25 protein-coding genes and 2 tRNA genes are annotated in these 26,992 nt (G+C 70.0%); 11 read left to right on the top strand and 16 right to left on the bottom strand.

Annotated elements, in window-relative coordinates; all coding sequences use genetic code 11:
- The first annotated feature begins 115 nt into the window (after positions 1 to 115).
- On the top strand, positions 116 to 1,027 hold the full coding sequence (gene fmt / locus ACP2AD_RS08400; protein WP_425229624.1) for a methionyl-tRNA formyltransferase: 912 nt from the start codon (positions 116 to 118) through the stop codon (positions 1,025 to 1,027).
- A complete protein-coding gene (gene truA, locus ACP2AD_RS08395) occupies positions 1,024 to 1,761 on the top strand; it encodes a tRNA pseudouridine(38-40) synthase TruA (RefSeq protein WP_425229623.1) in 738 nt (245 codons plus the stop codon). Before fmt ends, truA begins: the two co-directional genes overlap by 4 nt.
- On the opposite strand, the gene ACP2AD_RS08390 is transcribed toward truA, so the two are convergent.
- From ACP2AD_RS08390 to dapA, 11 genes are all read right to left on the bottom strand, one after another.
- Positions 1,751 to 2,917, bottom strand: coding sequence for a class I SAM-dependent RNA methyltransferase (locus ACP2AD_RS08390; protein ID WP_425229622.1), 1,167 nt, complete (start codon positions 2,915 to 2,917; stop codon positions 1,751 to 1,753). The two genes, truA and ACP2AD_RS08390, sit on opposite strands and share 11 nt — an antisense overlap.
- Positions 2,914 to 4,359 (bottom strand): NAD(P)H-hydrate dehydratase, encoded by a 1,446-nt coding sequence (locus tag ACP2AD_RS08385; RefSeq protein ID WP_425229621.1) that lies wholly within the window; start codon positions 4,357 to 4,359, stop codon positions 2,914 to 2,916. The genes ACP2AD_RS08390 and ACP2AD_RS08385 overlap by 4 nt, the downstream gene beginning before the upstream one ends.
- Before the next feature lies 1 nt (position 4,360).
- Positions 4,361 to 4,708 carry a hypothetical protein gene (locus tag ACP2AD_RS08380; protein WP_425229620.1) on the bottom strand — a complete coding sequence of 116 codons (348 nt, stop codon included), beginning with the start codon at positions 4,706 to 4,708 and terminating at the stop codon, positions 4,361 to 4,363.
- A gap of 97 nt (positions 4,709 to 4,805) precedes the next feature.
- The gene (gene ilvD, locus ACP2AD_RS08375) at positions 4,806 to 6,524 is read right to left on the bottom strand and encodes a dihydroxy-acid dehydratase (protein ID WP_425229619.1); all 1,719 of its coding nucleotides are present in this window, start codon (positions 6,522 to 6,524) and stop codon (positions 4,806 to 4,808) included.
- A 74-nt stretch (positions 6,525 to 6,598) separates the two neighbouring features.
- Positions 6,599 to 6,949, bottom strand: a complete 351-nt coding sequence (locus tag ACP2AD_RS08370) for a response regulator (protein ID WP_425229618.1) — start codon at positions 6,947 to 6,949, stop codon at positions 6,599 to 6,601.
- 75 nt (positions 6,950 to 7,024) lie between these two features.
- Entirely contained in the window at positions 7,025 to 9,397 is a 2,373-nt protein-coding gene (locus ACP2AD_RS08365) for a response regulator (protein WP_425229617.1), read from the bottom strand.
- 68 nt (positions 9,398 to 9,465) lie between these two features.
- Positions 9,466 to 11,505: a M13 family metallopeptidase gene (locus ACP2AD_RS08360; protein WP_425229616.1), complete on the bottom strand. Its 2,040-nt coding sequence runs from the start codon at positions 11,503 to 11,505 to the stop codon at positions 9,466 to 9,468.
- 78 nt (positions 11,506 to 11,583) lie between these two features.
- Positions 11,584 to 12,147: a DUF2062 domain-containing protein gene (locus tag ACP2AD_RS08355; protein WP_425229615.1), complete on the bottom strand. Its 564-nt coding sequence runs from the start codon at positions 12,145 to 12,147 to the stop codon at positions 11,584 to 11,586.
- A complete protein-coding gene (gene smpB, locus ACP2AD_RS08350; protein WP_425229614.1) occupies positions 12,140 to 12,622 on the bottom strand; it encodes an SsrA-binding protein SmpB in 483 nt (160 codons plus the stop codon). The genes ACP2AD_RS08355 and smpB overlap by 8 nt, the downstream gene beginning before the upstream one ends.
- A gap of 67 nt (positions 12,623 to 12,689) precedes the next feature.
- Complete coding sequence (locus ACP2AD_RS08345; protein ID WP_425229613.1) at positions 12,690 to 13,484, bottom strand: DUF805 domain-containing protein; 795 nt, start codon at positions 13,482 to 13,484, stop codon at positions 12,690 to 12,692.
- Positions 13,481 to 14,377, bottom strand: a complete 897-nt coding sequence (gene dapA, locus ACP2AD_RS08340; RefSeq protein WP_425229612.1) for a 4-hydroxy-tetrahydrodipicolinate synthase — start codon at positions 14,375 to 14,377, stop codon at positions 13,481 to 13,483. Before dapA ends, ACP2AD_RS08345 begins: the two co-directional genes overlap by 4 nt.
- Before the next feature lie 74 nt (positions 14,378 to 14,451).
- Between dapA and ACP2AD_RS08335 the strand changes: the two genes are divergently transcribed.
- The 4 genes from ACP2AD_RS08335 to ACP2AD_RS08320 are packed head-to-tail and all read left to right on the top strand — an operon-like array spanning position 14,452 to position 18,397.
- Positions 14,452 to 16,413, top strand: coding sequence for a lytic transglycosylase domain-containing protein (locus tag ACP2AD_RS08335; protein ID WP_425229611.1), 1,962 nt, complete (start codon positions 14,452 to 14,454; stop codon positions 16,411 to 16,413).
- A gap of 8 nt (positions 16,414 to 16,421) precedes the next feature.
- A complete protein-coding gene (gene greB / locus ACP2AD_RS08330; protein WP_425229610.1) occupies positions 16,422 to 16,907 on the top strand; it encodes a transcription elongation factor GreB in 486 nt (161 codons plus the stop codon).
- Between the two features lie 60 nt (positions 16,908 to 16,967).
- Positions 16,968 to 17,768, top strand: a complete 801-nt coding sequence (locus tag ACP2AD_RS08325; protein WP_425229609.1) for an NYN domain-containing protein — start codon at positions 16,968 to 16,970, stop codon at positions 17,766 to 17,768.
- Between the two features lie 50 nt (positions 17,769 to 17,818).
- Positions 17,819 to 18,397, top strand: coding sequence for a Uma2 family endonuclease (locus ACP2AD_RS08320; protein ID WP_425229608.1), 579 nt, complete (start codon positions 17,819 to 17,821; stop codon positions 18,395 to 18,397).
- Here ACP2AD_RS08320 and ACP2AD_RS08315 read toward each other — a convergent pair.
- Complete coding sequence (locus ACP2AD_RS08315; RefSeq protein WP_425229607.1) at positions 18,304 to 18,807, bottom strand: ribose-phosphate pyrophosphokinase; 504 nt, start codon at positions 18,805 to 18,807, stop codon at positions 18,304 to 18,306. The genes ACP2AD_RS08320 and ACP2AD_RS08315 overlap by 94 nt on opposite strands.
- Before the next feature lie 45 nt (positions 18,808 to 18,852).
- On the opposite strand from ACP2AD_RS08315, the gene ACP2AD_RS08310 reads away from it, so the two are divergent.
- Complete coding sequence (locus ACP2AD_RS08310; RefSeq protein WP_425229606.1) at positions 18,853 to 19,425, top strand: Uma2 family endonuclease; 573 nt, start codon at positions 18,853 to 18,855, stop codon at positions 19,423 to 19,425.
- A gap of 217 nt (positions 19,426 to 19,642) precedes the next feature.
- On the opposite strand, the gene ettA is transcribed toward ACP2AD_RS08310, so the two are convergent.
- The gene (gene ettA / locus ACP2AD_RS08305) at positions 19,643 to 21,322 is read right to left on the bottom strand and encodes an energy-dependent translational throttle protein EttA (RefSeq protein WP_425229605.1); all 1,680 of its coding nucleotides are present in this window, start codon (positions 21,320 to 21,322) and stop codon (positions 19,643 to 19,645) included.
- A gap of 102 nt (positions 21,323 to 21,424) precedes the next feature.
- Here ettA and ACP2AD_RS08300 point away from each other — a divergent pair, with 102 nt between their 5' ends.
- The 3 genes from ACP2AD_RS08300 to ACP2AD_RS08290 all read left to right on the top strand — a co-directional run bounded on the left by ACP2AD_RS08300 (position 21,425) and on the right by ACP2AD_RS08290 (position 23,614).
- Positions 21,425 to 22,855, top strand: coding sequence for a M28 family peptidase (locus tag ACP2AD_RS08300; RefSeq protein WP_425229604.1), 1,431 nt, complete (start codon positions 21,425 to 21,427; stop codon positions 22,853 to 22,855).
- Positions 22,856 to 22,983: 128 nt separating this feature from the next.
- A complete protein-coding gene (locus tag ACP2AD_RS08295; protein WP_425229603.1) occupies positions 22,984 to 23,256 on the top strand; it encodes a hypothetical protein in 273 nt (90 codons plus the stop codon).
- Positions 23,257 to 23,347: 91 nt separating this feature from the next.
- Positions 23,348 to 23,614 (top strand): hypothetical protein, encoded by a 267-nt coding sequence (locus ACP2AD_RS08290; RefSeq protein WP_425229602.1) that lies wholly within the window; start codon positions 23,348 to 23,350, stop codon positions 23,612 to 23,614.
- A gap of 104 nt (positions 23,615 to 23,718) precedes the next feature.
- Here the strand turns inward: ACP2AD_RS08290 and ACP2AD_RS08285 are convergent.
- Positions 23,719 to 23,792 (bottom strand) — tRNA-Ile (locus tag ACP2AD_RS08285).
- A 271-nt stretch (positions 23,793 to 24,063) separates the two neighbouring features.
- Between ACP2AD_RS08285 and ACP2AD_RS08280 the strand changes: the two genes are divergently transcribed.
- Positions 24,064 to 24,140 (top strand) — tRNA-Pro (locus ACP2AD_RS08280).
- Positions 24,141 to 24,142: 2 nt separating this feature from the next.
- Here the strand turns inward: ACP2AD_RS08280 and ACP2AD_RS08275 are convergent.
- Positions 24,143 to 25,087: a polysaccharide deacetylase family protein gene (locus ACP2AD_RS08275; protein ID WP_425229601.1), complete on the bottom strand. Its 945-nt coding sequence runs from the start codon at positions 25,085 to 25,087 to the stop codon at positions 24,143 to 24,145.
- Between the two features lie 62 nt (positions 25,088 to 25,149).
- Complete coding sequence (locus ACP2AD_RS08270; RefSeq protein WP_425229600.1) at positions 25,150 to 26,892, bottom strand: histidine kinase dimerization/phospho-acceptor domain-containing protein; 1,743 nt, start codon at positions 26,890 to 26,892, stop codon at positions 25,150 to 25,152.
- Positions 26,893 to 26,992: the final 100 nt, after the last annotated feature.

Raw genomic sequence — 26,992 nt, 5'->3', positions numbered from 1 at the left:
TCGATGGTGGCAGGTCCAGCGCCGACGTTGGTTCGGGAGTAGCGCTCGCCCCGGACCGGCTACAGCACGTTCGACGCCGTTTGCGAGCGCGCGCATCTCGCGGCAAAGGGCGGCGATGCGGATCGTCTTCATGGGCACCCCCGACTTCGCCGTGCCGACGCTGGAGGCGTTGGCGGCGGCGGGGCACGCGGTCGCCGCCGTCTATACGCAGCCGCCGCGGCCAGGCGGACGGCGGGGGCGCGAGCTGGTCCCCTCCCCCGTCCAGCGTCGCGCCGAGACGCTCGGCATAGCGGTGCGCTCGCCCGTGTCGCTCCGGCCGGCGGCGGCGCAGGCCGAGCTGGCGGCGCTCAACGCGGAAATCGGCGTCGTCGCGGCATATGGGCTGATCCTGCCGCAAGCGGTGCTCGACCTCGCGCCGTGCGGGTTCCTCAACGTCCACGGCTCGCTGCTGCCGCGATGGCGGGGCGCGGCGCCGGTGCAGCGCGCGATCATGGCGGGCGACAACGAGACCGGGGTCTGCATCATGCGCATGGAGGCAGGGCTCGACACCGGGCCGGTGCTACTCGACGGGCGGGTGCCGATCGACGGCAAGACCGCGGGCGAGCTGACGACAGAACTGGCGCAGCTTGGCGCGGCGCTGATGGTCGAGACGATGACGACGCTGGACGCGCGAGTGGCGGTGGCGCAGCCCGACAAGGGCGTCACCTATGCGCACAAGATCGACAAGGCGGAGGCGCGGATCGACTGGACCCGGCGGGCGGTTGAGATCGAACGGCTGGTGCGGGCGATGAACCCGGCGCCGGGGGCCTGGTTCGACGTCGCGGGCGAGCGGGTGAAAGTGCTGGCGGCGGAGGTTCTGCCCTTCACCTTTGCGGGCAGCGAAGGCGCGACGGTGGACGGCGGCCTGACTGTCGCCTGCGGGACCGGCGCGCTGCGGCCGACGCTGGTCCAGCGCGCCGGCGGGCGGCCGATGGACGTCGCCGAGCTGCTGCGCGGCTTCCCAATCCCGCCCGGCACGCAGCTTTGACGCGGTTCGCGCTGACGGTGGAGTATGACGGCCGGCCGTTTATGGGGTGGCAGCGGCAGGCGCATGGGCCGAGCGTGCAGCAGGCGCTGGAGGAGGCAGTACTCGCCGTCACGGGTGAGGCGGCGGCGGTGCAGGCGGCGGGGCGGACCGATGCGGGCGTGCACGCCACCGCGATGCGCGCGCATGTCGACGTGGCGAAGCCGATCGCGCCGTTCCGGCTGGGCGAGGCGCTCAACGCCCGGCTGCGGCCGGCGCCGGTGGCGGTGCTGGCGTGCGACGTGGTGCCCTACGACTGGCACGCGCGCTTCGCGTGTACGGGACGGGGGTACGAGTACCAGATCGTAAACCGCCGTGCGCCGCTGACGCTGGAGCGCGGGCTGGCATGGCAGGTGGCGCGGCCGCTGGATGCGGACGCCATGGCGACGGCGGCGCAGCGGCTGGTGGGGCGGCACGACTTCACCACCTTCCGCTCGGTGCATTGCCAGGCGGACAGCCCGGTGCGCACGCTAGACCGGCTCGACGTGGCGCGGGACGGCGAACGGGTGACCGTGCACGCGGCGGCGCGCTCGTTCCTGCATCATCAGGTGCGCTCGATGGTGGGAGCGCTGGCGGAGGTCGGGCTGGGGCGATGGACGGCGGACGATCTGGCGCAGGCGCTCGCCGCCGGGGACCGCGCGAGGCTGCCGCTCAACGCGCCGCCGGACGGGCTGTACTTCGTCGGCGCTACCTACTGAGCGCCGCCGCCAGTTCGACATGGGTCGACCAGCGGAACTGGCCGACCGGCTGGACCCAGTCGAGCCGCCATCCACCCTCGCAAAGCGTCGCGGTGTCCCGCGCGAAACTGCTGGGGTTGCACGAAACATAGGCGAGGCGCGCGACCTTGCTCGCTGCAAGCTGCGCCACCTGTTCGCGCGCGCCGGCGCGGGGCGGGTCGAGCACGATCGCGTCGAACCGGTCCAGCTCCGCCGTGGTGAGCGGACGGCGGAACAGGTCGCGATGCTCGGTGACGACAGGCCGTCTGGCCAGCGCGGCGGCGGCCTTGAGCGCGAGCAGCGCGTCGCGCGCGCCCTCTCCCGCATAGACCCGACCGGGCAATGCGAGCGCGAAGGTGCCGAGCCCGGCGAACAGGTCCGCGATCGTGGCGGCGCCTTCAGCCGCCTCACGAACGGCGGCGACGAGCGCTGCTTCGCCCTCTGCGGTGGCCTGCAGAAAGGCGGCGGGGGGCAGCGGGACGGGCGTGCCGGCGAAGGTCACGGCGACCGGCTGCGGCTCCCAGCGCGTCTCCGGCCCATAGCCATCGTCGACCGCGATCCGCGCCAGTGCGTGCGCCTGTGCGAACCCGGTCAGCGCCTCGGCGGCGGCGAGGCCGTCGGGAAGCCTGCCCCTGATCAGCAGGTCGACCCCCTGATCGGCGAGCGTCAGATGCAGTTCGGCCCTGCCCTTTGGCCGCAGTCGCTGGAGCAGCGCGCGGAGCGGCGCGACGAGCGCGAACAGCGCCGGATGGAGGACATGGCACTCGCGCATGTCGACGATGGCGTGGCTGCCCTCGGCCGTGAAGCCGACCAGCCCGCGCTCGGCATGGAGCGTCGCGCGGCGGCGGGTGCGCGGCGGCGACAGGGCGGTGGGACGGAGCGGGGCGTCGATACTTTGGGCCGCCAGCGCCGTGGCGATGCGGTCTGCGACGAAAGCCGCGTAGCTCTCGTCGTCGAGATGCTGGAGCTGACAGCCGCCGCATTGCGGAAAGTGGCGGCAGGGCGGCGGCTGGTGGTGCGGGCCGGGGATGATCTCGCCGGCCTCGGTCAGGGTATCGCCGGGTGCAGCGAAGGGAGCGTGGCGGCCGTCCTCCGCCACGCCGTCTCCGCGCGCGGCGACGCGGACGATCGTGCTCACGCGGCCGGGACAGTCGCGGCCGCAACGGCGCCTGGCAAGCCCGCGCACAGATCGTCGGCGATAAACGGACGCGGCAGACGACGCGCCGTGGCGGTGTGCAGCCAGACGGCGGCGGTCGCGGCACCGAGCGGATCATGCGGCTGCTGGGCGAGCATTGCGCCGACCGTCCCTGCCAGGACGTCGCCCGTACCGGCGACCGAAAGCCGCCAGTCGGTCTCGACCGCGACGTTTGTCCACCCGTCGGGGCGCGCGACCACCGTGTCAGGACCTTTGTGGACGACAACCCCGCCGGCGCGACGCGCCGCGTCCTGCGTTCGTACGATCTTGCTGCCGTCGCCCTTGCCGAACAGCGCGTCAAACTCCCCCGCGTGCGGCGTCAGCACCGTTGGCGCCTGGCGCGCGCTGATCTGCGCCAAGTCGAGCAGGTGCAGCGCGTCACCGTCGATCACGAGCGGGTGCGGCGATGCCAGCGCAAGGTCCAGCTTCGCGCGCGCGCGTTCGTCCCTGCCCAGCCCCGGTCCGATCACGACCGCGCCGATCCGCTGGTCAGCGAGCGCCTGGTCGGACCAGGCCCGGCGCACGATCGCATGCGGCAGCTGCGGCAGGCCGCCGGTGAGCAAGAGGACATAGCCCGCACCCGCACGATAGGCCGAAAGAGCCGCGAGCTCGGAGGCGCCGTGCATCGCGCCGGCGACGACGGCGACCATGCCGCGGTTGAACTTGTGCGACCAAGGCTCCGGCCGGAGGAGGTGCGGCGGTGCAACGGTTTCGACAGCGCTGACGTGCTCTCGCGGGCTTGACACGTCGTCCAGCCCCAGGCCAATATCGAGCAGCCGCACCTCGCCGCACGCCAGCGCGCCCGGCTGCAATACATGCGCCGGCTTCAACGCGCCGAGTGCTAGCGTCAGGTTCCAATTCGGAACCTGGAAGCGATTTAGCGCCGCGCCGGTGTCCGCATCCAAGCCGCTCGGCACATCGACCGCGATCGATAGCGAGGCATAGGCCGCGAGCGCACCGATCGCCTGAATCGCTTCGCCCTCGACCGGGCGCGACAGCCCGGTCCCGAACACCGCGTCGACGGCGACCGCGGCGTAAGCAGCTTCGTCCCGCAACGACGAAGGAAAGCCCTCGATTGGCCCGATCCACTCGGCCCGGGCACGCCGCGCTAAATCAGTCGCCGGTTCGCCCAGCGCTGCCACGCGCACCGCATGGCCCCTCTCCCGCAACACCCGCGCGGCGACATAGCCATCGCCGCCGTTGTTGCCGGGGCCGCAGAGAATCAGCGCTTCGGCGCCTGCGGACAGGCGGCGGACGGCTTCGGCGACGCCGTGGCCGGCGCGCTCCATCAGCGCGTACATCGCGTCAGGCGTCGGTGCGGCGCGTCGTTCCGCCGCGCGCATCTGCGCGACGGTGAGGATCGGCTGGCCTTCGATGGGGAGCACTCTACGGCACGACGGGCAGGCGGTAGTGGTCGGGGCCGACACTTACCTCGACGCCCTGCGCGGTGCGGGTGACGTGGGCGGGCTCGGCGCCGTCGGCGGCGGCCACGACGTCATCGGACTTGATCAGCAGGCGGCGGAAATGTCCGTCGGGATGACGAAAGGTCAGCACGGTGCCGCGCGGCGTTGCGCTGCGCTCGGCGGTGCACTCGGGGCGGAGCGGGCCGCCTCCGTGTGCGCAGGGAAAGTGCGGCTCGGGGGCGGCGCTTCGCTGCGTATCGGGGACGGATTGCGCGCGCTGCGGCTGGGAGTGCTGCTGACAGGCGGCGAGAAGGAGCGCGAGCGTGGTCACCCTGGCCCCTCCCCTGCGGCGTCGCGGCGGGTTCCCTGCCCTCTCCCGGTGGGAGCGGGGCAAGGCGCGACAGCGCCGCGGGGTGAACGAGACCGGATCAGATATCCGCATAAACATGGCTCTCCGCCGCCGCGCCGGGGTGCGTCACCGCGCCGAGATGCGCGGGCCCGACGGTGCGGGCGTAACGCCAAAGCGTGCCCGATCCGTAGCCGTTGTCGCGCGGCCGCCAGGCGGCGCGTCGCTCCGCGATCACCGCAGCGTCGACCAGCAGGTCGATCGTGCCCGCCTCCGCGTCGATGCGGATGGTGTCGCCGTCCGCGATCAGCCCGATCGGGCCGCCGTCCGCCGCCTCCGGGCCGACATGGCCGATACAGAAGCCGCGTGTCGCGCCGGAGAAGCGGCCGTCGGTGACCAGCGCCACCATTTCGCCCATGCCCAAGCCATAGAGCGCGGCGGTGGTGGAGAGCATCTCGCGCATGCCGGGGCCGCCCTTGGGCCCCTCGTTGCGGATGACGATGACCTCACCCTCGACGATCGCGCGCGCCTCAACCGCCGCGAACGCAGCCTCCTCGCCATCAAAGACCCGCGCCGGGCCTTCGAACTGGAGGCGGTGCATGCCCGCGACCTTCACGATCGCGCCGTCGGGGGCCAGCGACCCGCGCAGGCCGACCACGCCGCCCGTGGGCGACAACGGCGTCTTCACGTCGTAGATCACCTTTTGATCGGGGTTCCAGGTGACCTCGGCGATGTTCTCGCCCAGCGTGCGACCGGTGACGGTCAGGCAGTCGCCGTCGAGCAGGCCGTTCGCCAGCATCGTCTTCATCAGCATGTAAACGCCGCCCGCCTCGTACATGTCCTTGGCGACGTACCGGCCGCCGGGCTTGAGGTCGGCGATGTAGGGCGTCGACTTGAACACATCGGCGACGTCGTGGAGGTCGAAGACGATCCCCGCCTCGTTTGCCATCGCCGGCAGGTGCAGCGCGGCGTTGGTCGAGCCGCCGGTCGCCGCCACCACGCGCGCGGCGTTGACAAAGGCGGCGCGGGTACAGATCGCACGCGGCCGCAACTGGCGCTCGACCAGCTCCATCACCTGCGCGCCCGCCGCGACCGCGATCTGCTCGCGCGAGCTGTAAGGCGCGGGCACCATATTGCTGTTAGGCAGCGACAGCCCGATCGCCTCGCCGACACAGGCCATGGTGTTGGCAGTGAACTGGCCACCGCAGGCGCCATCGCCGGGGCAGGCGACCTTCTCCAGCGCGTGGAGGTCGTGGACCGGGCAGGTGCCGGCGGCGTAGCGCCCGACCGCCTCGAACACGTCGACCACCGTCACGTCGCGGTCCTCGAACCGGCCGGGCAGGATCGAGCCGCCATAGACGAAGATGCTGGGCACATTGAGGCGCAGCATCGCCATCATCATGCCCGGCAGCGACTTGTCACACCCGGCGAACCCGACCAGCGCGTCGTAGCAATGGCCGCGCACCGACAGCTCGACCGAGTCCGCGATCACCTCGCGGCTGACGAGGCTCGCCTTCATGCCCTGATGACCCATGGCGATGCCGTCGGTGACCGTGATGGTGTTGAAGCGCCGCGGCATGCCGCCATTTGCGATCACGCCCGCCCGCGCGGCGTCGGCCTGAGCGTCGAGGCGCGTATTGCAGGGCGCGCTGTCGTTGCCGGCGCTGGCGAGCGCGACGAAGGGCTTCTGAATGTCCTCCTCGCTGATCCCCATCGCGTAGTAATAGGACCGGTGCGGCGCGCGCTCGGGGCCGAGCGAAACGTGGCGCGAGGGGAGCGAGGCCTTGTCGAAGCGTGGCATATCCGCGCCTATGTCACGCGGCACCGGCTTCGTCACCCAAGCTTCTGACTCCCGGCTTCTCCCCGGCTAGCAGCTCAAAGGCTTTCCAGCGCCTTTTGCACGCCATCCATCGTGAAGGGCTTGGTCAGACAGGGACGGTCGCGGAAGCGCGGATCGAGCGCCTCGTCGCTGCTGCCGGTGGCGAAGATGAAGGGCACACCGCGTTCGGCAAGCGCCTCGGCAATGGGGGTGGAGCGCTCGCCCCCGCGCAGGTTGAGGTCCAGGATCGCGGCATCGATGCCGCCCTGCGCGACCCGGGCGAGTGCGGACTCGACGCTGTCCGCGGTGCCGACGGCGCGCTTGTCGAGTACCTCCAGAAAGTCCTCGAGCATCATGGCGATAAGCGGTTCGTCCTCGACGATGAGGATCTGTTGCGGCCCCGTCATGACCGGCCCTGTAACGGGAGTTTGTTGCAAGTCCAGGTAATTAGAGCGTCCAAGGCGGGGCGTCGACTACCGGCATCACGTCAGGGCGGCGCGCGCCGCCTCGGCCAGCTGCTGCACACTGAACGGCTTGGGGAGAAAATTGACATTCTCCAGGTCGATCGACTTGCGCAGCTGTTCCTCCGCATAGCCCGACATGAAGATTACCGGCAGGTCGGGATAGCGCTCACGCGCCTTGGCGACCATGGTCGGGCCGTCCATCGTCGGCATCACCACGTCGGAGATGAGCAGGTCGGGGCGGCCGCTCGTCTCCAGCAGCTCCAGCGCCGCCTCGCCATGTTCGGCGGTCAGCACGCTGTACCCCTGCCGGGCCAATGCGCGCTCGGCGACGGCGCGCACCATCTCCTCGTCCTCGACCAGCAGCACAGTGCCGGTGCCCCAGGTCTCGGTCGGCCGGGGCGGCGTCCGGACGGGCAGCCTGGCGGGCGCACCGGCGGCGTGGACGGGCAGGTAGATGGTGAAGGTCGCGCCCTGCCCCGGCTTTGAATCGGCAAAGATCCAGCCGCCCGACTGCTTGACGATGCCATAGACGGTGGAGAGGCCGAGACCGGTGCCCTTGCCCAGCTCTTTGGTGGTGAAAAAGGGCTCGAAGATCTTGCCGATGATGTCGGGCGGGATGCCCGCGCCGGTGTCGCTGACCACCAGCGCGGTATAGTCGGCGGGCGGCAGGACGTCGTTGCCGAGCGCGCGGACCTCGGCCGGTGTCACCGACTTGGTGGTGATGGTCAGCGTGCCGCCGCCGCGCGGGTTGTGCTGGAGGATGGCGTCGCGCGCGTTGACCGCGAGATTGACGACGACCTGTTCCAGCTGGCCGGGGTCGGCACGGACGGCGCCGAGACTGCGGCCATGCGCGACGACCAGCTTCACCGTCTCCCCCATCAACCGCTTCAGCAGGTTCGAGACCTCCGCCACCACGTCGGGCAGCTGCAACACCTGCGGCCGCAGGGTCTGCTGACGGCTGAAGGCGAGGAGCTGGCGGGTCAGCGACGCGGCGCGGTTCGAATTGGCCCGGATCTGCTGGATGTCGTCGTAATCGCTGTCGCCGGGCGAATGGCGCATCAGCATCAGGTCGCAATGACCGATGATGGCGGTCAGGATGTTGTTGAAGTCGTGCGCGACGCCGCCCGCCAGCTGGCCCACCGCCTGCATCTTGGTCGCCTGCGCCACTTCGCGCTTCAGGCGGCTTTCCTCGCTGTTGTCCTTGAGCGACAGCAGCACCGCCGCGTCCCCCAGCCCGCGCGCACCGGCGATGGTGAGCGCGACCGGTTCGTCGGGGTGCGGCTTGAGGCGCACCGCCATGTCGGCCGAATGCGCCGCGCCGCCGGCAAAACGGCGGATGGCGTCGGCGACCGCCGCCTTGTCCTCGCGCACCACGAGGTCGCCCGGATAGAGCGGCGGTGCGCCCGGATCGACCTGTGCCGCCCGCGCGAAGGCGTCGTTCATCTGCAGAAAGCGGCCGTCGCGGTCGACCAGCGCCATGCCGAACGGCATCAGGCTGACCAGGCTGCGGACGTGCGCCGACGCCGAGCCGCCGATCGCGGGGACCTTCGCCACCTCGTCGTCCAGCAGTGCGACGAGCAGCGGTGCGTCGTCGCCGGGCAGCACCGGCAGCTGGACGACGCGCAGGGGTGCGCCCTCCAGCCCCTCGCGCTCGAACCGGACCAGCCCGCGGCTGTCGGTGATGAGCAGATGCGCGAAATCCCGGCCCGCGACGGCGGCAGGCGTGTCGCCGAACGCGCGTTGCGCCAGGACGGCGTTGGCGGCGGTGATGCGGCCGTCGACGTCGATCATCGCCGCCATGACGCCCCCTGCGCCCAGCCGCTCGCCCGCAGCGCCGGTCAGCATATGGGCAAGCGTCGCGCCGCCGTCGCGGGCGGCGGGCGTGACCGCGAAGCGCCACACCAGCATGTCGGCCTCCGCGCCGGCCCGGGTGACGACGACGGCAACGCGACGGCCGTCGCGGTCGAGCACCGCCCTGCCCTCGCCATCTCGCCACGCGGTGCGGCCGACGGTGCCGAGCGTGGTCACGTCGGCGTCGGCGAGCGGCACGCCGGGCGGGGTCGGGAAGCCGCCGAACAGCGCCGCCCACGCGTCGTTGGCACAGACCAGCCTGCCGGCGCGGTCGGTCACCGCCACGGCATCGTCGCTGGCGGCGGCGAGGCTGCGCGCCAGGCTCCAGTCGGTGTCATGCCCGCCCGCCGCCATGGCCGGGGTCAACAGACGCCACACGGCCACGGCGCCCGCGAGCACCAGCGCGGCAACGACCACACCTGCAGCGACGACGGCGTTGTCGAGCGCCCACAGCACCACCAGCGCCGCCAGCAGCCCCGCCGCCGCTGCGACGAGGGCAGCGGTGCGCGTGGGGGTCATGGTCGGAGCGACGGCGGCCATCCGGCGGCTTGTGGATCAGTGGTCGTGACGGTCAAGCCCCGCCCGCGCGGCTGCAGACACGGAACGGTCTACCACATGCGTACCCGCTGCTGCGGCGTCAGATAAAGGCGCTGGCCGGGCCGGACCGCAAAGGCCGCGTACCAGGCGTCGAGGTTGCGCACCGTCAGCACGCGCTGATGCCCCGGCGAATGCGGGTCGCTGAGCAGCCGCGAGCGCAGCGATTCCTCGCGCTGCTTCTCGCGCCACACCTGCGCCCAGCCGAGATAGAAGCGCTGATCACCGGTCAGCCCGCCGATCACCGGCGCCGGTCGACCATTGAGCGAATGATGATAGGCGTCGAGCGCCACCGTAAGGCCGGCGAGATCGGCGATGTTCTCGCCCAGCGTCAGCCCGCCCTGGATGTGCTGGCCGGGGATCGGCTCGTAGCGGTCGTACTGCGCCACCAGCTGATCGGTGAAGCGGCGGAACTGCGCGACATCACGCGGGGTCCACCAGTCGGTCAGCCGGCCGGTCGCGTCGTATTTGCGTCCCTGATCGTCGAAGTGATGGCTGATCTCGTGGCCGATCACCGCGCCGATGCCACCGTAATTGACCGCCGGGTCGGCATTGGGATCAAAGAAGGGCGGCTGCAGGATCGCGGCGGGAAAGACGATCTCGTTCATCGTCGGATTGGCGTAAGCGTTGATCGTCATCGGGGTCATGCCCCATTCGCCGCGGTCGATCGGTTGGCCCAGCTTGTTGAGGTTGCGCTGCCATTCGAAGGCGTTGGCACGCGCGACGTTGCCGACCAGGTCGCCGCGGTCGACGCGCAGTGTACCGTAATCGCGCCAGCGGTCCGGGTAACCGATTTTGGGGCGGAAGGCGGCAAGCTTGGCCAGCGCCTTGACCTTGGTTTCCGGCGCCATCCAGGTCAGCGCGCGAATCCGGCTGCCCATCGCGGCGATGATGTTGTGGACCAGCCGGTCTGCGGCGGCCTTGGTCGCTGGCGGGAAATACTGGGCGACATATTGCTGCCCGATCGCCTCGCCCATCGCGTTCGAGACGACGCCGACGCCCCGCTTCCAGCGCGGCTGCTGCTGCGGCACGCCCGACAGCACGGTGCCGTAAAAGGCGAAATTGGCATCGTCGACGTCGTGGCTGAGATACGGCGCATAGGCGCGCATCACCCTGAGCCTCACAAAATCCTGCAGCACCGGCAGCGGCGTGTCTGCAAACAGCCGCGCCTCGCCGGTCAGCGCGCTGGGCTGCGCGACCAGGTAGAAGGGTTGGCTGCCGACCCCCATGCCGGTCATCCACGCCGCCCAGGGAAAGCCCGGCGCGACGCTGGCGAACTGTGCGGGCGTCCAGCGGTTATAAGTCTTGTCGGCGTCGCGGCTGTCGATCCGGGTCCAGTGCGCCTGCGCGATCGCCTTTTCGAGATTGAACACCGCGACCGCGCGCGGCGTCCCGTCGGGCTGACCGGCGATGCCCAGCATCTGCGCCTGATAGAGCTGATAGCGGGCACGGACGTCAGCGAGCTTGGGGTCGTCGCGGAGGTAATAATCGCGGTCGGGCAGACCCAGCCCGGCCTGGCCGAAGCCGACGACATAGGTGTCGGGCGCCTTGTCGTCCTGGCCGACATCGGCGCTGACCAGCCCCGGCACGCCCTGCCGCTGCAGGTCGGCCATCACCGCGACGAGCTGATCCTTGCTCGTCGCGGCCGTGATGCGGTCAAGCCAGGGCTGCACGGGCGCGAGGCCGCGGGCGTCGATCGCCGGCTGGTCCATGAAGCTGGTGTAGAAGTCGCCGATCCGATCGCCCGGCCGCTGCGCCGCGGCCTCCAGGATGCCACGGGTCCGCGTGCGCGACAGATCGTCGAGCACATCGAACATGCCGTATCGCGCCTTGTCGGCGGGCAGCTGTGTGCGGGCGTACCAGCCGCCATTGGCGAAGTCGAAAAAGTCGTCGCCGGGCATCACCGTCGTGTCGCGACCCTCAAGGTCGAGCCCGAACGCGCCGTAGGTCGGCCGCCCCGCGGGCGCGGCGGCGTTGCGGTGCGCACCCTGCGCGATGGCGAGGGTGGAAGCGGCGGAGGCGAGAAGGAGAGCGACGATGACCGGCTTGCGCATGACATATCCCTTGCAGCTCCACGAAGACGCGGAGAGGATCGATGCGCAGCGTTCTAGCCGGGCGGACGCGCCGGTCAATTACGCTCGCACACGCCGCCGCCGGTGCCAGCGCCGGCCGACCCTGACCCGCCACAGCCACGCCGCGAGCGCGTAGCAGGCGATCGCCAGCACCGGCGCCAGGATCAGCAGTCCGACGATCGCCGCCGGCCCGTTCGCTGCTAGCCAGGCGAGAAAGCCATGATGGATGTGGACGTTCGCCGCGATGGGACGCCCCGGAACATCGCGGTCGAGGCGCAGGACGAAATGGCCGATCTGGCGCGCCACGTAGAGGATACCCGGAAAGATGAAGAGCCCGGGGACGGTGATCACTACCGCCAGCGGAACGTTGGCACGCGCCGGCACCGACGCCAGTGCGGCGGCGGGCATGTGCGCGACGGGAAACAGGACAGTGCACACCGCGCCCACCGCGGCGGCGCGGGGCACCGAGCGGCGATTGAACCGCCACAGATCGGGCTTCAGGATAAGGTGCGCAACCGGCCGCAGGAGCCGGTTGCGGCCGATGCTCTCACGCGTCGGGACGTGCCGCCGCAGCCAGCCGCCGATTCCGCCTCCGGTACGCGGCTCGAGCGCGGGCTCAGCCACGCTCACGCAGCAGCCTTCCCGCTTCCTTCTTCCACTCGCGCTCCTTGATGTGCTCGCGCTTGTCGTGCGCCTTGCGGCCCTTGGCGAGCGCGATCTCCACCTTGGCGCGGCCGCGGGCATTGAAATACACGGTGAGCGGGACCAGCGTCATCCCCTCGCGCGCGACGGCGCCGTGGAGCTTGTTGATCTCGCGTTCGTGGAGCAGCAGCTTGCGCGGCCGTTTCGCCTCGTGGTTGAAGCGGTTGCCGTGGCTGAACTCGGGAATGTTGGCGTTGATCAGCCACACCGCGCCGTCCTGGATGTCGGCATAGGATTCGGCGATCGACCCCTCACCGAACCGCAGCGACTTCACCTCGGTCCCGGTCAGTGCCAGCCCCGCTTCGTAGGTGCTCTCCACCGCATAGTCGAAGCGCGCACGCCGGTTCTCGGCGACGATCTTCTGCTTGTCGAACACGGCGGGCTTGGGTCGGGCCATGGCCGCAGCCTGTAGGCGGTTCGGCGCGCGCGCGAAAGGCTCTGGGCGGAAGCCCGGGGCCGGGAGCTCAGAGCTGGGCCGGCGGATCGCCCCAGGGCCGCACGATCCGCGCCGGCGACGGCGGCGGGGGCGGTGCAGGCGGCTGCCACTGCGGCGGTGGGCCGCCCTGCCACTGTGGCGGTGGGCCGCCCTGCCACTGCGGCGGTGGGCCGCCCTGCCATTGCGGTTGCCGCCAGACCTGCGGCGGTGGCAGCAGATCGTCGCCGTAGCGGTTTGGTCCGATCGTTCCACGCGACGCGAGCTGGATGATGAGCACGATCATCAGCCCGAAGCCGATCACGCCGGACAGCATCGCGAACAGGAAGACCGGCATCACCGACGCCATCGCAGCGTTGGCCTGGTCGGGGGTGGTCTGCGGCCCCATGGTGCTCACCACGGACAGGAAGTGCGGAATGGCGATGAGGTAGAGGGTAAGCGTGACGACCTGCGCCACCAGCAGCGGCGCCGCCCACCAGCCCGAGCGATTCCCGTCGTGGAGCCGCCGCACCACCGCCGCCGCGATCAGCCCGACCGCGATCAGCCCCATGACCATTCCGGCGATTACGAGCGTCCGCATCATTGGCAGCATCGCCGACATGACGAGCTGCTGCGCGATCTCGGGATGGCGGTTGAGATAATCGGGGTCCTGCCCGGTCATCGCCTGCATCGACGAGAACATGTGGAGCATCAGCGGGATCATCACGATCGTGTTGAGGATCGTCTGGCCGATATAGATCATCAGCACCCACAGCCAGAATGGCTGCCGGTTCTCCCGGCCCGAGAAGTCGGCGAGGCGGGTGAGGTGGCCGGTGACGAGGTTCATGCGATCGGCTCCAGAAGACCGGCGGCGGCCAGCGCCGCATCGACCGCGCGCTGCGATGGTTCGCCAGGCCAGGTCATGGGCAGGCGCAGGCCGCGGGGGGTAGCGGGGCGGACGCGGCTGAGCGCGTATTTGACCGGACCGGGCGAGGCGTCGCTGAACAGCGCCGTGTGGAGCGCGAACAGCCGGTCGTGGTGGGCGCGCGCGGCGGCGTGGTCGCCCGCGGCGCAGGCGGTCTGCAACGCGGCGCACAGCCGCGGTGCGACATTGGCGGTCACCGAGATGCACCCGACCCCGCCCAGGCTGTTGAACGGCAGCGCGAGGTCGTCGTTGCCCGACAGCTGTATCCAGTCCGGGCCGATGAGCGCGCGATGCTCCGACACGCGCTGGAGCTGGCCGGTCGCGTCCTTGATGCCGACGAATATCGCGCGGTTCGCCGCGACAATGCGCGCGACGGTCTCTGGCTGGATGTCGGTAACGGTGCGCGAGGGAACGTTGTAGAGAATGATCGGCAGCGCCGCCTGCTCCGCCAGCGCGGCGAAATGCTGTACGATACCCTCCTGGTTCGGGCGATTGTAATAGGGCGGAACCATCAGCGCGGCGTCGGCCCCCGCCGCCTTGGCCGCCGCCAGGTTCTCCGCCGCGACCCGGGTGTCGTTGGAGCCCGCGCCCGCAATCACGGGCACCCGCCCCCGCGCCTGATCGACGCAGACGCGGACGACGTGGAAATGCTCGTCCTTGGGCAAGGTCGCCGCTTCGCCCGTGGTGCCGCAGGCGACCAGCGCCGATGATCCCTCGGCGATCTGCCATTCGACCAGATCGCGGAACGCGGCCTCCGCGAAGCTGCCGTTTTGCTCGAACGGCGTCACGAGCGCAGGAATCGAACCGGCGAACATCTGAAAGGCTCCCGCCGGACGCGCCCGGCCATTTTGTTCACGACAGATAAGGGCGCACGCCTTATCCTGTCCACATGTTCGCCAGCCCGCTGAAGACCACATTCCTCGTCGCTGCGCTGGCGGGCGTCGGCGGGTCGGGGATGCAGGGTCCCGCGGCGCCGCAGCCGGTCGCCGCCGCGCCCGCGCCCGATACCGGGATCGCCGCGGCGCTGGCGGAATGGCGGTCGGTGTCGGACACCAGCCAGCTAACGTTCGACAGCTATGCGCATTTTCTGCTCGCGCATCCGGGCTGGCCCGGCGAGGCGGCGATCCGGCGCGCGGCGGAAGCGCAGGCCGGCGCGGCGGCGCCGGGCGCCGCCATACAGTATTTCCGAGCCTTTCCACCGCAGACCGGCAGCGGCCGCGTCGTCTTTGCACGCGCGCTGATCGCCGGTGGCGACCGGGCGCGATCGATCGAAGCAGCGCGGTCGGCGTGGCGTGGCGGCGCCTTGTCGCCCGCCGATGAGAGCTATGTGCTGACGACCTTCGGCGGCGAACTCGCTCAGAGCGACCATGCGGCGCGTGCCGACGCGCTGCTGTGGGCGGGGCAGACCGGTGCGGCGGCACGGGTGCTGCCGCTGGTGGCGTCAGAGCGGCGTGGCGTCCTGACCGCGCGGCTGGCGTTGCGCAGCAACGCGGCCGACGCATCGGACGTCGCCGCGACGACGCAGGCGCTGTACGGCGGTGACGCGGGCTATGTCGCCGATCGCGCAACCTGGCTGCGGACCAATGGCGCCGGCCCGAGCGCGCGCGCCTGGCTGGCGCAGCCGCGGCGGCTGACGAGCGTCCCCGGTGACCCGGCACGATGGCTGGAGCTGCTGCTGACCGTCGCGCGCGGGGCGGTGGCGGAGGGGCAGTGGCAGACAGTCTATGACATCGGCCGGCAGGTCGATCAGGCCTATGCACCCGAAACCGACGTCACGAGCAAAACCTATGCGGAGCGCGACGCCTATACCGACCTAGCCTGGCTGGCGGCGCAGGCGGCGCTGAAGCTCGGGCGACCAGCTGACGCGATGACGTTGTTCGACCTTTATGGTCACGGCTCGTCGACTCCGTCGGTCCGGTCGAAAGGCGCCTATTGGGCGGCGCGGTCGGCGGAACGCGCGGGGCTGCGGGTCGATGCGGCACGGCTGTGGGCGGCGACGGCGGCCTTTCGCGATCAATATTACGGGCAGCTCGCGGCCGAACACCTCGGCCGTCCCCTGACCGCCCCGCCGCCGATGACGGCCCAGCGGGTGGAGCCGCTGATGCGGCTGGCGTTTGGCCAACGTGACATGGTGCGCGCGGCGCGGTTCCTGGGCGCGGCCGGGCTGTACGAGGATCAGACGGTGTTCCTCCGCCAGATCGCGCTCGATGCAAAATCCGACACCGATCATCTGCTGGCAGCCGATCTCGCCCGCGAACTGCAGCGGCCCGATCTCGGCGTGATGATTGGACGCAGCGCGCTGGTGAATGGCTTGTCCGACTATTCCGCCGCCGGCTTTCCGACCGTGGCGGTGCCGAGCGGCTATGAAGGCGACTGGACGATCATCCACGCCGTCGCGCGGCAGGAGAGCCAGTTCAACCGGACCGCGATCAGCCGCGCCGGGGCGCGGGGATTGATGCAGCTGATGCCCGGCACCGCACATGAAATCGCGGGGCAGATCGGCATCAGCTATCGCCCCGACGAGTTGACCAGCAACCCCGACCTGTCGATGAAGCTGGGCGCAAGCTATTTCCGGCGAGTCTACGCGCTGTACGGCAGCTACCCGATGGCGATCGCGGCCTATAATGCGGGGCCGGGCAATGTGAACCGCTGGCTGCGCGCCAACGGCGACCCACGCACCGGCACCGTCGACATGGTCGACTGGGTGGAAGCTATCCCGATCCAGGAAACCCGCAACTATGTCCAGCGCGTGCTGGAGAACGCGGTGGTGTACGACCTGATGCGCCCCGATCGCGCAGTCTCGCACGGGCCGGCAAACCTCAGCTGGTATCTGGGGCGGCGGCCGGGCTGACCTTATTGGTGGAACAGCGTCCGAACTACATCACGCCGGCTGGGTTGGCCGCGCTCCGCGCCGAATATGAACAGCTGTTCGCGACCGAGCGCCCGGCGCTGGTCGAGACGATCGCCTGGGCGGCCGGGAACGGCGACCGGTCCGAAAACGGCGACTATATCTACGGGCGCAAGCGGCTGCGCGAGATCGACCGCCGCCTGGGTTGGCTGTCAAAGCGGATGAAAGCGGCCAAGGTCGTCGATCCCGCCCGGCAGGAAGACCGCGGCCGCGTCTGGTTCGGTGCGACGGTGACGATCGTCGATGAGAACGAGCGCGAGCGGATGGTGACACTGGTCGGCGATGACGAGACCAATGCCGGCAAGGGGCTGGTCGGCTGGAATTCGCCAGTCGCCCGGGCACTGCGCGGCGCCGGTGTCGGCGACCTGCGTCGGGTGACGCTGCCGGCGGGCGAGAAGGAATATGAGGTGACGCTGATCGTCTACCCGACCGATTGATAAAGGATCTGCCCCGCCAACCGCGTTGCGTCCGGCGTTGCAGCACCCCACAAGGCCAGGATGCCCGACACGCCTCGCAACGTTGCGCTCCTAATCGATGCCGACAACGCTCAACCCGCCGCGATTGACCCGGTTCTGACGGTGCTTGCCGAGCTCGGCACCGTCAACGTCCGGCGCGCCTATGGCAACTGGTCGAAGCCGGGGTTGAACGGCTGGCGCGAGAAACTGGTCCGCTTCGGCATCGAGCCGCAGCAGCAGTTCGACCTCACCAAGGGCAAGAACGCGACCGACATGAAGATGACGATCGACGCCATGGACCTGATGTTCCGCGCCAGAATCGATGCGTTCGGGATCATGTCGTCCGATTCGGACTTCATGCCGCTGGCGACACGGCTGCGGCAGGAGGGACTGCCGGTCTACGGCTTCGGGACGGGGCGCGCTCCGCAGGCTTTCCAGAACGCGTGCACGCGCTTCATCGATGTCTCCGCGCTGATTGGCGCGGAACGGCCCGACGAGCAACCGCTGCCGCTGCCAGAACCTGTACCGTCGCCGGAGCCGGCGCAGGAGACAGCGTTCGATACGCACCCGCTGGGCGAGGCGCTCCCCCCACCGATCAAAGCGCGGCTAGCGCCCGGTAAGGACCCTGAACTGGTCAAACTGCTGGTCGATGCCTATGACGCCATGAAGCGCGACGCGCGGGGCTATGTCAGCCTGTCAGGGCTAGGGCAGCTCGCCGGTAACCGCTCCAGCTTCGACGCCCGCAATTACGGGTTCAAGCGGCTGAGCGACCTGATCGAGGCGGTCGACAGCTTTCAGGTCGAGCGGCGCGAGAATGGCCTCTGGGTCAAGCGGGTGCGGTGAGTAGCTGACCGCCGGTTGATGCCGTTCGCCGGCCTGCTAGACTGCGGCGCATGACGGCGCAGCTGCCCATCAGCACCGATGTTCAACGCGCGAACCTGACGGCGCGCGACTTCTGGACGCTGACCGAAGCCGGTGCGTTCGAGGGCTTTGCGAAGACCGAGCTGATCGAGGGGGAGATCTGGGTCGCGAACTCGGTCTGGGCGTGGCACGCGAAGACGACGGCGTTCTTCACCATTGAGCTGGGGTTCGCCCTGCGCGCGCTCGCGTCGGACCTGATCGTCTACACCTCGGGCAGCGTCGACATGGCGGATGACAGCGTGCCGGAGCCGGACGTCTCGGTGGGCGTCGATCATCCGGAGCGCACGGGCCTCCCGCTCGACAAGCCGGCCCTGGCGGTCGAGGTGTCCGACTCGACGCTGAAGAACGATCTTGGCCGCAAGGCGCGGCTCTATGCCCGGTGCGGGGTGCGCGAATACTGGGTCGTCGACGCGAATGGACGCATGGTTCACCAGATGTGGGGGCCATCGGGCGACACCTATGCGGAGCGGCGGCAAGTTCCCTTCGGCGAGCCGCTCGCCTCGGCGACGATCGCGGGGCTGAAGGTGCCGACCAAAGCGCTGTCCCAATAGGCGAACGCCCGCGCCTGTTCGGCCCGCACCAGCGCCGTCGCGCCGGGGCCGGTCCACTGGCCCGCATACCCGGATCGCGCCGCCGCCCCGACCCACCAGCCCTGCCCGGGCAGCCCGTCACCCTCACGCACCACCAGCACCGCCAGCGGCGGCTCTCCCGCCGCCGCACCGGCGGTGTCGATCGCGTCGAGCGTTTTGCACAGAGCGCGCATCTTGGGCCGGGTGAAGCGGTGGCCGAGCTGGCCGAGCAGCTCGCTGTAGCTCAGCGCCCTGCCCTCCCGCGCGGCGGCGACGAGCAGCACGCGAACGCGCGGCACGTCGGCGATGCTGCCCGGACCCTCGGCAGCCGCGGGATCATGCCCGTCCAGCCACTCGGCCAAACTCTTGTCGAGGTTGCTCGGTCGACCCATCGCTCGCTGCCTTACATGACCGCCCGCTTGTGTTAGAAGGCGATCGTGACCGAACTACTGCCCATCGACACCTCGCTGCGCCGGGCGAAGCTCACCGCCGATGATTTCGCATTGCTTGATCGGCACGGTGCGTTCGCCGCTTATCGCAAGACCGAGCTGATCGACGGAGAGGTGTATTTCGTGAATGCGCAACACCGCCCGCACGGCATGGTCAAGATGCGCCTGTACGATGCGCTACTCGCGCGCCTGCTTCATCTCGGATCGCGCTATCGCCCGGTTTGTGAGTTCACGCTCAGCCTGTCCCGCCACGACCGGCCCGAGCCGGACGTCATGCTGACGAGCGAGCCCGACGGCGACGGCTTCGTGCCGGTGGCGACGGTTCCCCTCGTTATCGAGGTATCCGATACGACGCTGCGGATCGATCTGGGCCGGAAGTTGAGGCAGTACGCCCGCGCGGGCGTTCCGGAATATTGGGTGGCAAATGTCGGCAATCGCGTGATCCACCGTTTTTGGACGCCGGCCGGAGCGGCTTTCAAGGAACGTGACCTAGTAGCGTTCGGGCAGCCGATCGCGTCGGCGACGATCGACGGTTTGTCGATTGAGACTGCCGGATTGTGAAGCAATAGACCCGCGAGCGCATGCCGCGTTGCGCGCTGGAGCTTGCACGTCCAACGATTCGGCCAAGCTTCTATCGGGCTGCTCCGGCGACCCATCCGCCGCTATCTCACGATCAGTGACCGAGACGCTGCTCCACTTCGATCAACTGCGCCGCCGCCGACCGGAACGTCCGCGAGAGTTTTGATCGAGATCTTCGGGACGTTGAACCGCTAATCAGTCACCGCGTCAGCTTCTTGTACGCCAGCCGCGTCGGACGGTCGGCGGCGTCGCCCAGCCGCCGCCGCTTGTCCTCCTCATAGCTTTCGAAATTGCCCTCAAACCACTCCACGTGGCTGTCGCCCTCGAACGCAAGGATGTGGGTGCAGAGGCGATCGAGGAAGAAGCGGTCGTGGCTGATGACCACCGCGCAGCCGGCGAAGCTCTCCAGTGCTTCCTCCAGCGCACGCAGCGTCTCGACGTCGAGGTCGTTGGTCGGCTCGTCGAGGAGGAGGACGTTGCCGCCCTCCTTGAGCATCTTGGCCATGTGGACGCGGTTGCGCTCGCCGCCGGATAGCTGACCGACCTTCTTCTGCTGGTCGGGGCCGCGGAAATTGAACGCACCGACATAGGCGCGCGTGCCCAGCTCCTGCTTGCCGAAGCGGAACACCTCCAGCTCGTCCGAAATCTCCTGCCAGACGTTCTTGGCAGGATCGAGATCGTCGCGGCTCTGATCGACATAGCCTAGCTTGACCGTCGACCCGACCTCGATTGAGCCGCCGTCGGGCTGCTCCTGGCCGGTGATCAACTTGAACAGCGTCGACTTGCCCGCGCCGTTGGGCCCGATCACGCCAACGATCCCGCCCGGTGGCAGCGTGAAGTCGAGCCCGTCGAACAAGAGCTTGTCGCCATAGGCCTTGGTCAGCCCCTTGGCTTCGATCACCTTCCCGCCCAAGCGCTCGGGCAGCTGGATCAGGATCTGCGCCTTGCCCGCGGTGCGGTTCTCCTGCGCCTCCATCAGCTGCTCGAAATTGCGGATGCGCGCCTTGCTCTTGGTCTGGCGCGCCTTGGGCGTCTGGCGCATCCAGGCGAGCTCGTCGGCGATCGCGCGCTGCTTGCCCTGCTCCTCGCGCTCCTCCTGCTCCAGCCGCTTGGCCTTCTTCTCCAGGTAGCCGGAGTAGTTTGACTCATAGGTGTAGTAGCGGCCGCGATCGAGTTCGAGCACCCAGTTGACGACATTGTCGAGGAAGTAGCGATCGTGGGTGACGAGGATGACGTTGCCGGCATAGTCCTTGAGGTGGTTCTCCAGCCAGCCGACACTCTCCGCGTCCAGATGGTTGGTCGGTTCGTCGAGCAGCAGGATGTCGGGCTTCGACAGCAGCAGCTGGACCAGCGCGACGCGGCGCTTCTCGCCGCCGGACAGGTTGGTGACTGCCGAGTCCGACGGCGGGCAGCGCATCGCCTCCATCGCCTGCTCCAGCTGGCTGTCGAGCGACCATCCGTCGGCGGCGTCGATCTTCGCCTGGAGATCGCCCATCTCCTCCATCAGCGCGTCGAAGTCGGTGTCGTCCTGCGGATCGCCCATCTCGGCGGAGATCGCGTTGAAACGCTCGATCATCCCCACCACCGGTCCCGCGCCAAGGCGGACATTTTCGATCACCGTCTTGCTGTTATCGAGCTGCGGCTCCTGCGGCAGATAGCCGACACGGATACCGTCTGCGGCCCAGGCTTCGCCGACATAATCGGCGTCGATGCCGCCCATGATCTTCATCAGCGTCGACTTGCCCGACCCGTTCGGCCCGATGATCGCGATCTTCGCGCCCGGAATGAACTGGAGGTGGATGTTGTTGAGCACGGGCTTGTTGGCGCCGGGGAAGGTCTTGGTCAGACCCTTCATGACGTAGGTATACTGGACGGCCATGATGGTCGCTGACGCTCCGGATTGCAGATGCTGGAAGTACCGGAGCATGTAGACAGCGCCACCCCCGTTGGCAAACGCCGCGCCGCAGCTTACGCCGCCGCCATGACCAAGCGCTCCCTGCTCGCGGCCGTCGCCGCGCTCGCTCTCCCCGCACCCGCTGCGGCGCAGAATGCCCCGGTTCAACCTGCCGGCCGGCGCGCCGCACCGCCGGCCGCGCAACCTGTCGATCCGGCCGTTGCCCGCCTGCGCGATGCGGCGCTGAACGATACGGTCGCCTATGACATCCTGGAGGGGATCACGACCGAGGTCGGACAGCGGCTGGCGGCGACGGAGGCGGAGGCGCGCGCCAGGACCTGGGCCGTCGCGAAACTGCGCTCGCTGGGCTTCCGCAACGTCCATATCGAAACCTATCGCATGCCCGTCTGGCTGCGCGGGCAGGAGACGGCGGAGGTCGTGTCGCCCTTTCCGCAGCGGCTGTCGCTGGTCGCGCTCGGCAATTCGGGCGCGACGCCGGAGGCGGGTGTCACCGCGCCGGTCGCGGTGTTCAGGACCTTCGGCGAGTTGCAGGCTGCACCGGCGGGCAGTCTGACGGGAAAGATCGCCTATATCGGCAACGCGATGGAGCCGGCGCAGGACGGGTCCAGCTATGGCGCGTTTGGCGCGGCGCGCTTCGTCGGCCCGGCGCTGGCGGCGAGCAAGGGCGCGGTCGCGGTGGTCATCCGCTCGGTCGGCACCGACGCCCACCGCAATCCGCACACCGGGGGCACGAACTGGCCGACGGGCGTCCAGCCGATTCCCGCCGCCGCCCTGTCGGTCAGCGACGCCCTGCTGCTGGAGCGGATGGCGGCGCGGGGACGGCCGATCACGCTCCACCTGACGCTGACGCCGCACTTCGCCGGCGAGGGCGAGTCGGGGAATGTCGTCGCCGAAGTCCCGGGTAGCGACCCGGCGGCGGGCATCGTCTTAATCGGCGGCCATCTCGACAGCTGGGACCTGGGCCAAGGCGCGATCGACGACGGCGCCGGGATCGCGATCACGACGGCGGCGGCCAAGCACCTGCTCGACGGCCCGCGGCCCCGGCGCACGATCCGGGTGGTATGGTTCGGCGCGGAAGAACCGGGCGGCTTTGGCGGACGCGAGTATGCCCGCGTTCACGGGGCCGAGCGGCACGCAACCGCGCAGGAGAGCGATTTCGGCGCCGATCGCGTCTGGCGGTTCGAGGTCAACCTTCCTGCAGGTGCGAGCGTCGTCACGGACCGGCTGCAGTCGGCGCTAGCCCCGCTCGGCATCACCCGCGGGCGTGATCCTGCAGGCGACGGGACCGATGTCGGTCCGACCATCGCCCTCGGCGTCGGGTCGGTGGATCTGAATCAGGACGGCACCCGCTATTTCGATACGCACCATACGCCTGACGATACGCTGGAGCGGATCGATCCGGCGCAACTGCGGCAGAATGTGGCGGCGTGGACGACCATGCTGGCGATCGTCGCCAATGCGCCGGAGGAGATCGGACCCGTACCGCATCGCAATTAAGGCAGAAATGCGGCGAACCGTTTACCTACTAAGTGATTGGGAATTGACGCGCCGCCACTTTGCCGCCATCCATTCATCCAGCGAGCGGCGGGGGCCGATCGCCTTGACGATGATCTTGGGAGCTCCACATGAAGAAGATTGTTTTTGCGGTCGCAGCCGCCGGTCTGCTGACCCTCGGCGCGTGCAACAAGCACGACGAGAACCCTGCTGCCGCCAACCTGGAAAACGCGGCCGACACTAACGACGCGGTGGCGGACAACCTGTCCGGCAACGCTGCGGACGCGGTGCAGAACCTCGCCGACAACCAGCATGCCATGGCGTCGAATGCCGCCGACGCTGGCCCCGCCGCCAACCCGGCCGTGCAGGCGAATGTCGCTGCCGGTAACGGGAACGCGATGTAAGCTTTCGCAAGAAGCTGTAATCGAGCGGCGCTCGCATCGGGTGATCTACTCGATGCGGGCGCCGCTTCCGTTTGGGGCAGTGGGGATTTGCATGAAGATCCGGGTCGCACTGCTGATGACGGGCATGGCCGTGCTCACCGCATGCCACCGGCGCTCGCCCGCGGCGGAAGCTGTCCAGACCAACGCCGCCGCGCTGGAGGCGAGCCTGGAGAACCGGGCGGCCACGCTGGAGGCGGAGGCGAACGACGATGCCAATCGCAGCGCCGCCGACGCGATGCGCAACGCGGCCGATCAGTTGCATGACGAGCGCGGCAATGTGGCCAATGCGGCGGATGTGACGCTGGGGAACATGCGCTGAGTTGCGTCGGCACGGCACGGCAAAGCCGCGTCGTACAGCGCCCAAGCGCCGCCGGCCGTGCTTGGGCAGATCCCGCGCCCGCGCGGCCTACGTCGCCCGCGCGGTGGGCCCGGCAGGACTCGAACCCGCAACCTAGCCGTTATGAGCGGCCAGCTCTAACCAATTGAGCTACAGGCCCCACCGCCGCGCGCACGCTCGCAGCGAAGCTACGCGCGGTACGCACAAAGTCGGCCAGCGCACGCAGTGCGACTGACGGCGCGGCTTTGCCGCGACGGCCCTTTGAACGCAAGCAACAGCGCGCGACAGACCCGCCGCGGCAAGCTTGTTCTGACCGCCTGTCCTTTGGCCGATCGACCGGCCGCATTGTCGGAGAGGCTCGGCTGCACCGCCCAACGGGTCCGGCCGGTTGCGCGTCGACGGTAGCTCCGCTACCGGCGTCGGCATCCGGCCGGGGAGTGGCGCAGTCCGGTAGCGCGCCTGCTTTGGGAGCAGGATGTCGCAGGTTCGAATCCTGTCTCCCCGACCACCCTACCCTGCCGCCGCCAGCACCTCGGCCAGCGACGCCGCGCGCACGCCGCGCGCCGCGAGGCGATCCAGCATCGCCGCCCACCAGCGCCAGAACGCCGCCAGCCCCGCCGCATTGCGGACGTAGGGCGTGTGTCCGGGCTCCAGCGACGGCGAGTGGAAGGAAAAGGCGAGCAGTTCGACGCCCGCCGCCAGCGCCGCGTCGACCGCCGCCAGCGCTGCGCCGATCGGCATGTCCTCTGGCGTAAGCGCGACGCGCTGAAGCAGGCCGGCGCGTGCCGCCGCCCCCCGCGCGCGCGGCAGCATACCCAGCGCGCGATAGAGCCCCGCCCCGCCGCCGCGCAGGGCGCCGGTGAAGACGGTGGTCAGCGGCAGCTCGATCAGCCCGCCCGCCCGGAAGGCGCCGGGCCCGATCGCCGCGTAATCCGGACCGCCCTGTGCCGCATAGCTGTACCGCGCGCGCACCGAGCTATCGAGCCGATAGCCTGCCGCTGCCAGCAGCGCCCAACTGTCGGGCCCCAGCCCATAGCGCCCGGCCCTGAACGCCAGCGGCCGCGAGCCGAACGCCGCGTCGATCGCGTCGTTCAGCGCGGCCAGCTTGGCGGCCTGCAGCGCGCGCGGCAGGTTGCCGGGGAAGCTGGCGAACGGCCTCACCGCCTCATCGTGCGGCGGGTTGACCCACGGATGAAGCTGCGCCCCGATCGCCGAGCGGCCATCGGCGGCCACATCGCGCAGGACCGCGACGGCATCGGGATCGGTCGCGATCGGATAGTCGACCATGCAGGTCAGCCCGACGCCGGCCTCGACGAAGCGGCGGTGTGCCGCGGGGAAAGCGCGCATCGCGGTCGTCGCCCGCTGCGCCCGGTCGAGCGGTGCGAACCAGTCGAACTCCTCCTCGACATCGACGAAGACGATGAAGCGGCGACCGAAATCGGCGGCCCAGCGCACGGGCGGCCCCCGCCGGGGGGCGAACGGCCGGTGACCGCGCGGGATCCCCGCACGCCCGTCCGTCACTGCGCCGCCGCCCGCTCCATCTTCGATGTTACGGCGGCGGGGAGTCGCAAAGTCAAGCGATCGGGGGTGATCGCGAATGCGCCGCCCAGCGCCGTCGCGAGGTCGCGCACCAGCCGCAGCGTGAAGTCGGCGCCGAGCAGCGGCCCGCCCTCGCCCGCCGGCGCATCATCGAGCGCGAGCAGCGCGTCGCCGCTGCCGACCGTCAGCGCCCTGGGCCGCGTGATGTGGAGGCGGACCCCCTTCGCCTTGACGAGCAGCTGGACGCGCAGCCGCTCGTCCGGCTCGGCGTTGCTGAGCGCGGCGAGGAGCAGGCGGTCGAGCAGCAGCCGCGCGAGGCGGTCGTCGGCGCGAACCGTCGCCGCCTGCGTCTCCGCGGCGAGCGTGACCCGGCGATAGGCGGCGAACGGCTGCACGTTGGCGACGGCTTCGGTCAGGAGCGGCGCGAGGTCGAGCACGGCAGGGCGCAGGTCGAGCGCATCGCTCTCGATTCGCGCCGCGGTGTCGAGGTCGTCGATCGCTGTGGTCAGCCCCCCGGCTTCGCGCTCGATCAGCTGCGCGCGCTCGCGATAGACCGGCGGCACCGGGCCGAGCAGCGCCGCGCCGATCAGCTGCGAAAAGCCCGCGATCGCGTTGACCGGGGTGCGCAGCTCGTGGACGAGCTGGCGCAGCGAGTCCGCACCGGTGGCGATCGGGGCGGGCTCGGCGACGCGGCGCGCGACGCCCGCCAAGCCGACGAAACGGCCCGTGCCGCGGTCGAAGCGCGGCAGGCCCGACAGGCGCCATTTTCCGGTCGCGCTCGAATCGCCCGCGACCCAGCAGTCCACCCGGTCGAAGCGCCCGCGCGCCCTGAATGCAGCCGCAGCCTCCCTGCCGACCTCCACCACCCCCTGCGGCTCGGTACGCGTTAGGTCGACGCCGATCAGCGGCGCACGAGCGACGCCCTCGACCCAGCGGATCACGCCCGTGGCGTCGGTGTGAAAATCGAAGCGATCGGCCGCCGCAGGGGTCGCGGCCACCTGCGCAGGCTCGGGCCGGTCGCGGCGGAAGGCGTCGATCCGCGCCACGATATCGGCGATTTCGAAGCGCGCGGGGTCGGCCGCCTGCCGCATCGCCTCCGCGACGACGGGTAGCGCGCGCGCGACCTCGCCGATCGCGACGAAAGGAGCCGGCTCAAGATCGACCGGCGCGGGCGCGACCTCCGGTTGCACCGCTGGCATCGGGGCCGGTGGGCGCGCGATCTGCGCTTCGACAGCCGGCGACGGCGTCGCGGTGGGCAGAGGCGGCTTTGGGTCCGACCCCCCGGCCTCCACCTCATGACCGAGCACGAAGTCGGTCGCACCGAAGCTCGCCAGGCCGCGCACCACCTCGGGCGGCAGGTCGCGGCGATGGCGCAGCACCGATCGCTTGGCGGGCGTCAACTTCGGTAGCAGGGCCAGCCAATCATCGCCGGTCAGCATGGCAGTGCGCAGGATCGGCGCGGCGGCGGCCAGATCGTCCTCGGCAAAAAACCGGACCAGCGCCGCGGGCGCGTCGACCCCGGCAAGGGCGCGGCCACTGGCGGCACGCACCGCGGCGGGGACGTCATCGCGCAGGTCGCGCAGCCGCGCGATCGCCGCGCCGATGTCGGGCACCCTGCCCCGTCCGACCAGATCGACGAGCTGCCGCCAGGCCGACTGCGCACCGACCCCGGCCGCGGCGTCGGCGGCGAGTACGGTCGCCAAGCTGTCGTCGAAGCGCACGTGCGAAAGTCCTTCTCCGGCGCAACGCCTGTAACGGTCAACCAAGTCTTAACGTGCGAGTGCGGCGGCGAGAACCGTTCCCGGGATCGCCCAGTCGCAA

This window comes from Sphingomonas sp., from assembly GCF_965248875.1.
Lineage (GTDB): Bacteria > Pseudomonadota > Alphaproteobacteria > Sphingomonadales > Sphingomonadaceae > Sphingomonas.
This window is presented reverse-complemented; position numbering and strand designations above follow the sequence as displayed.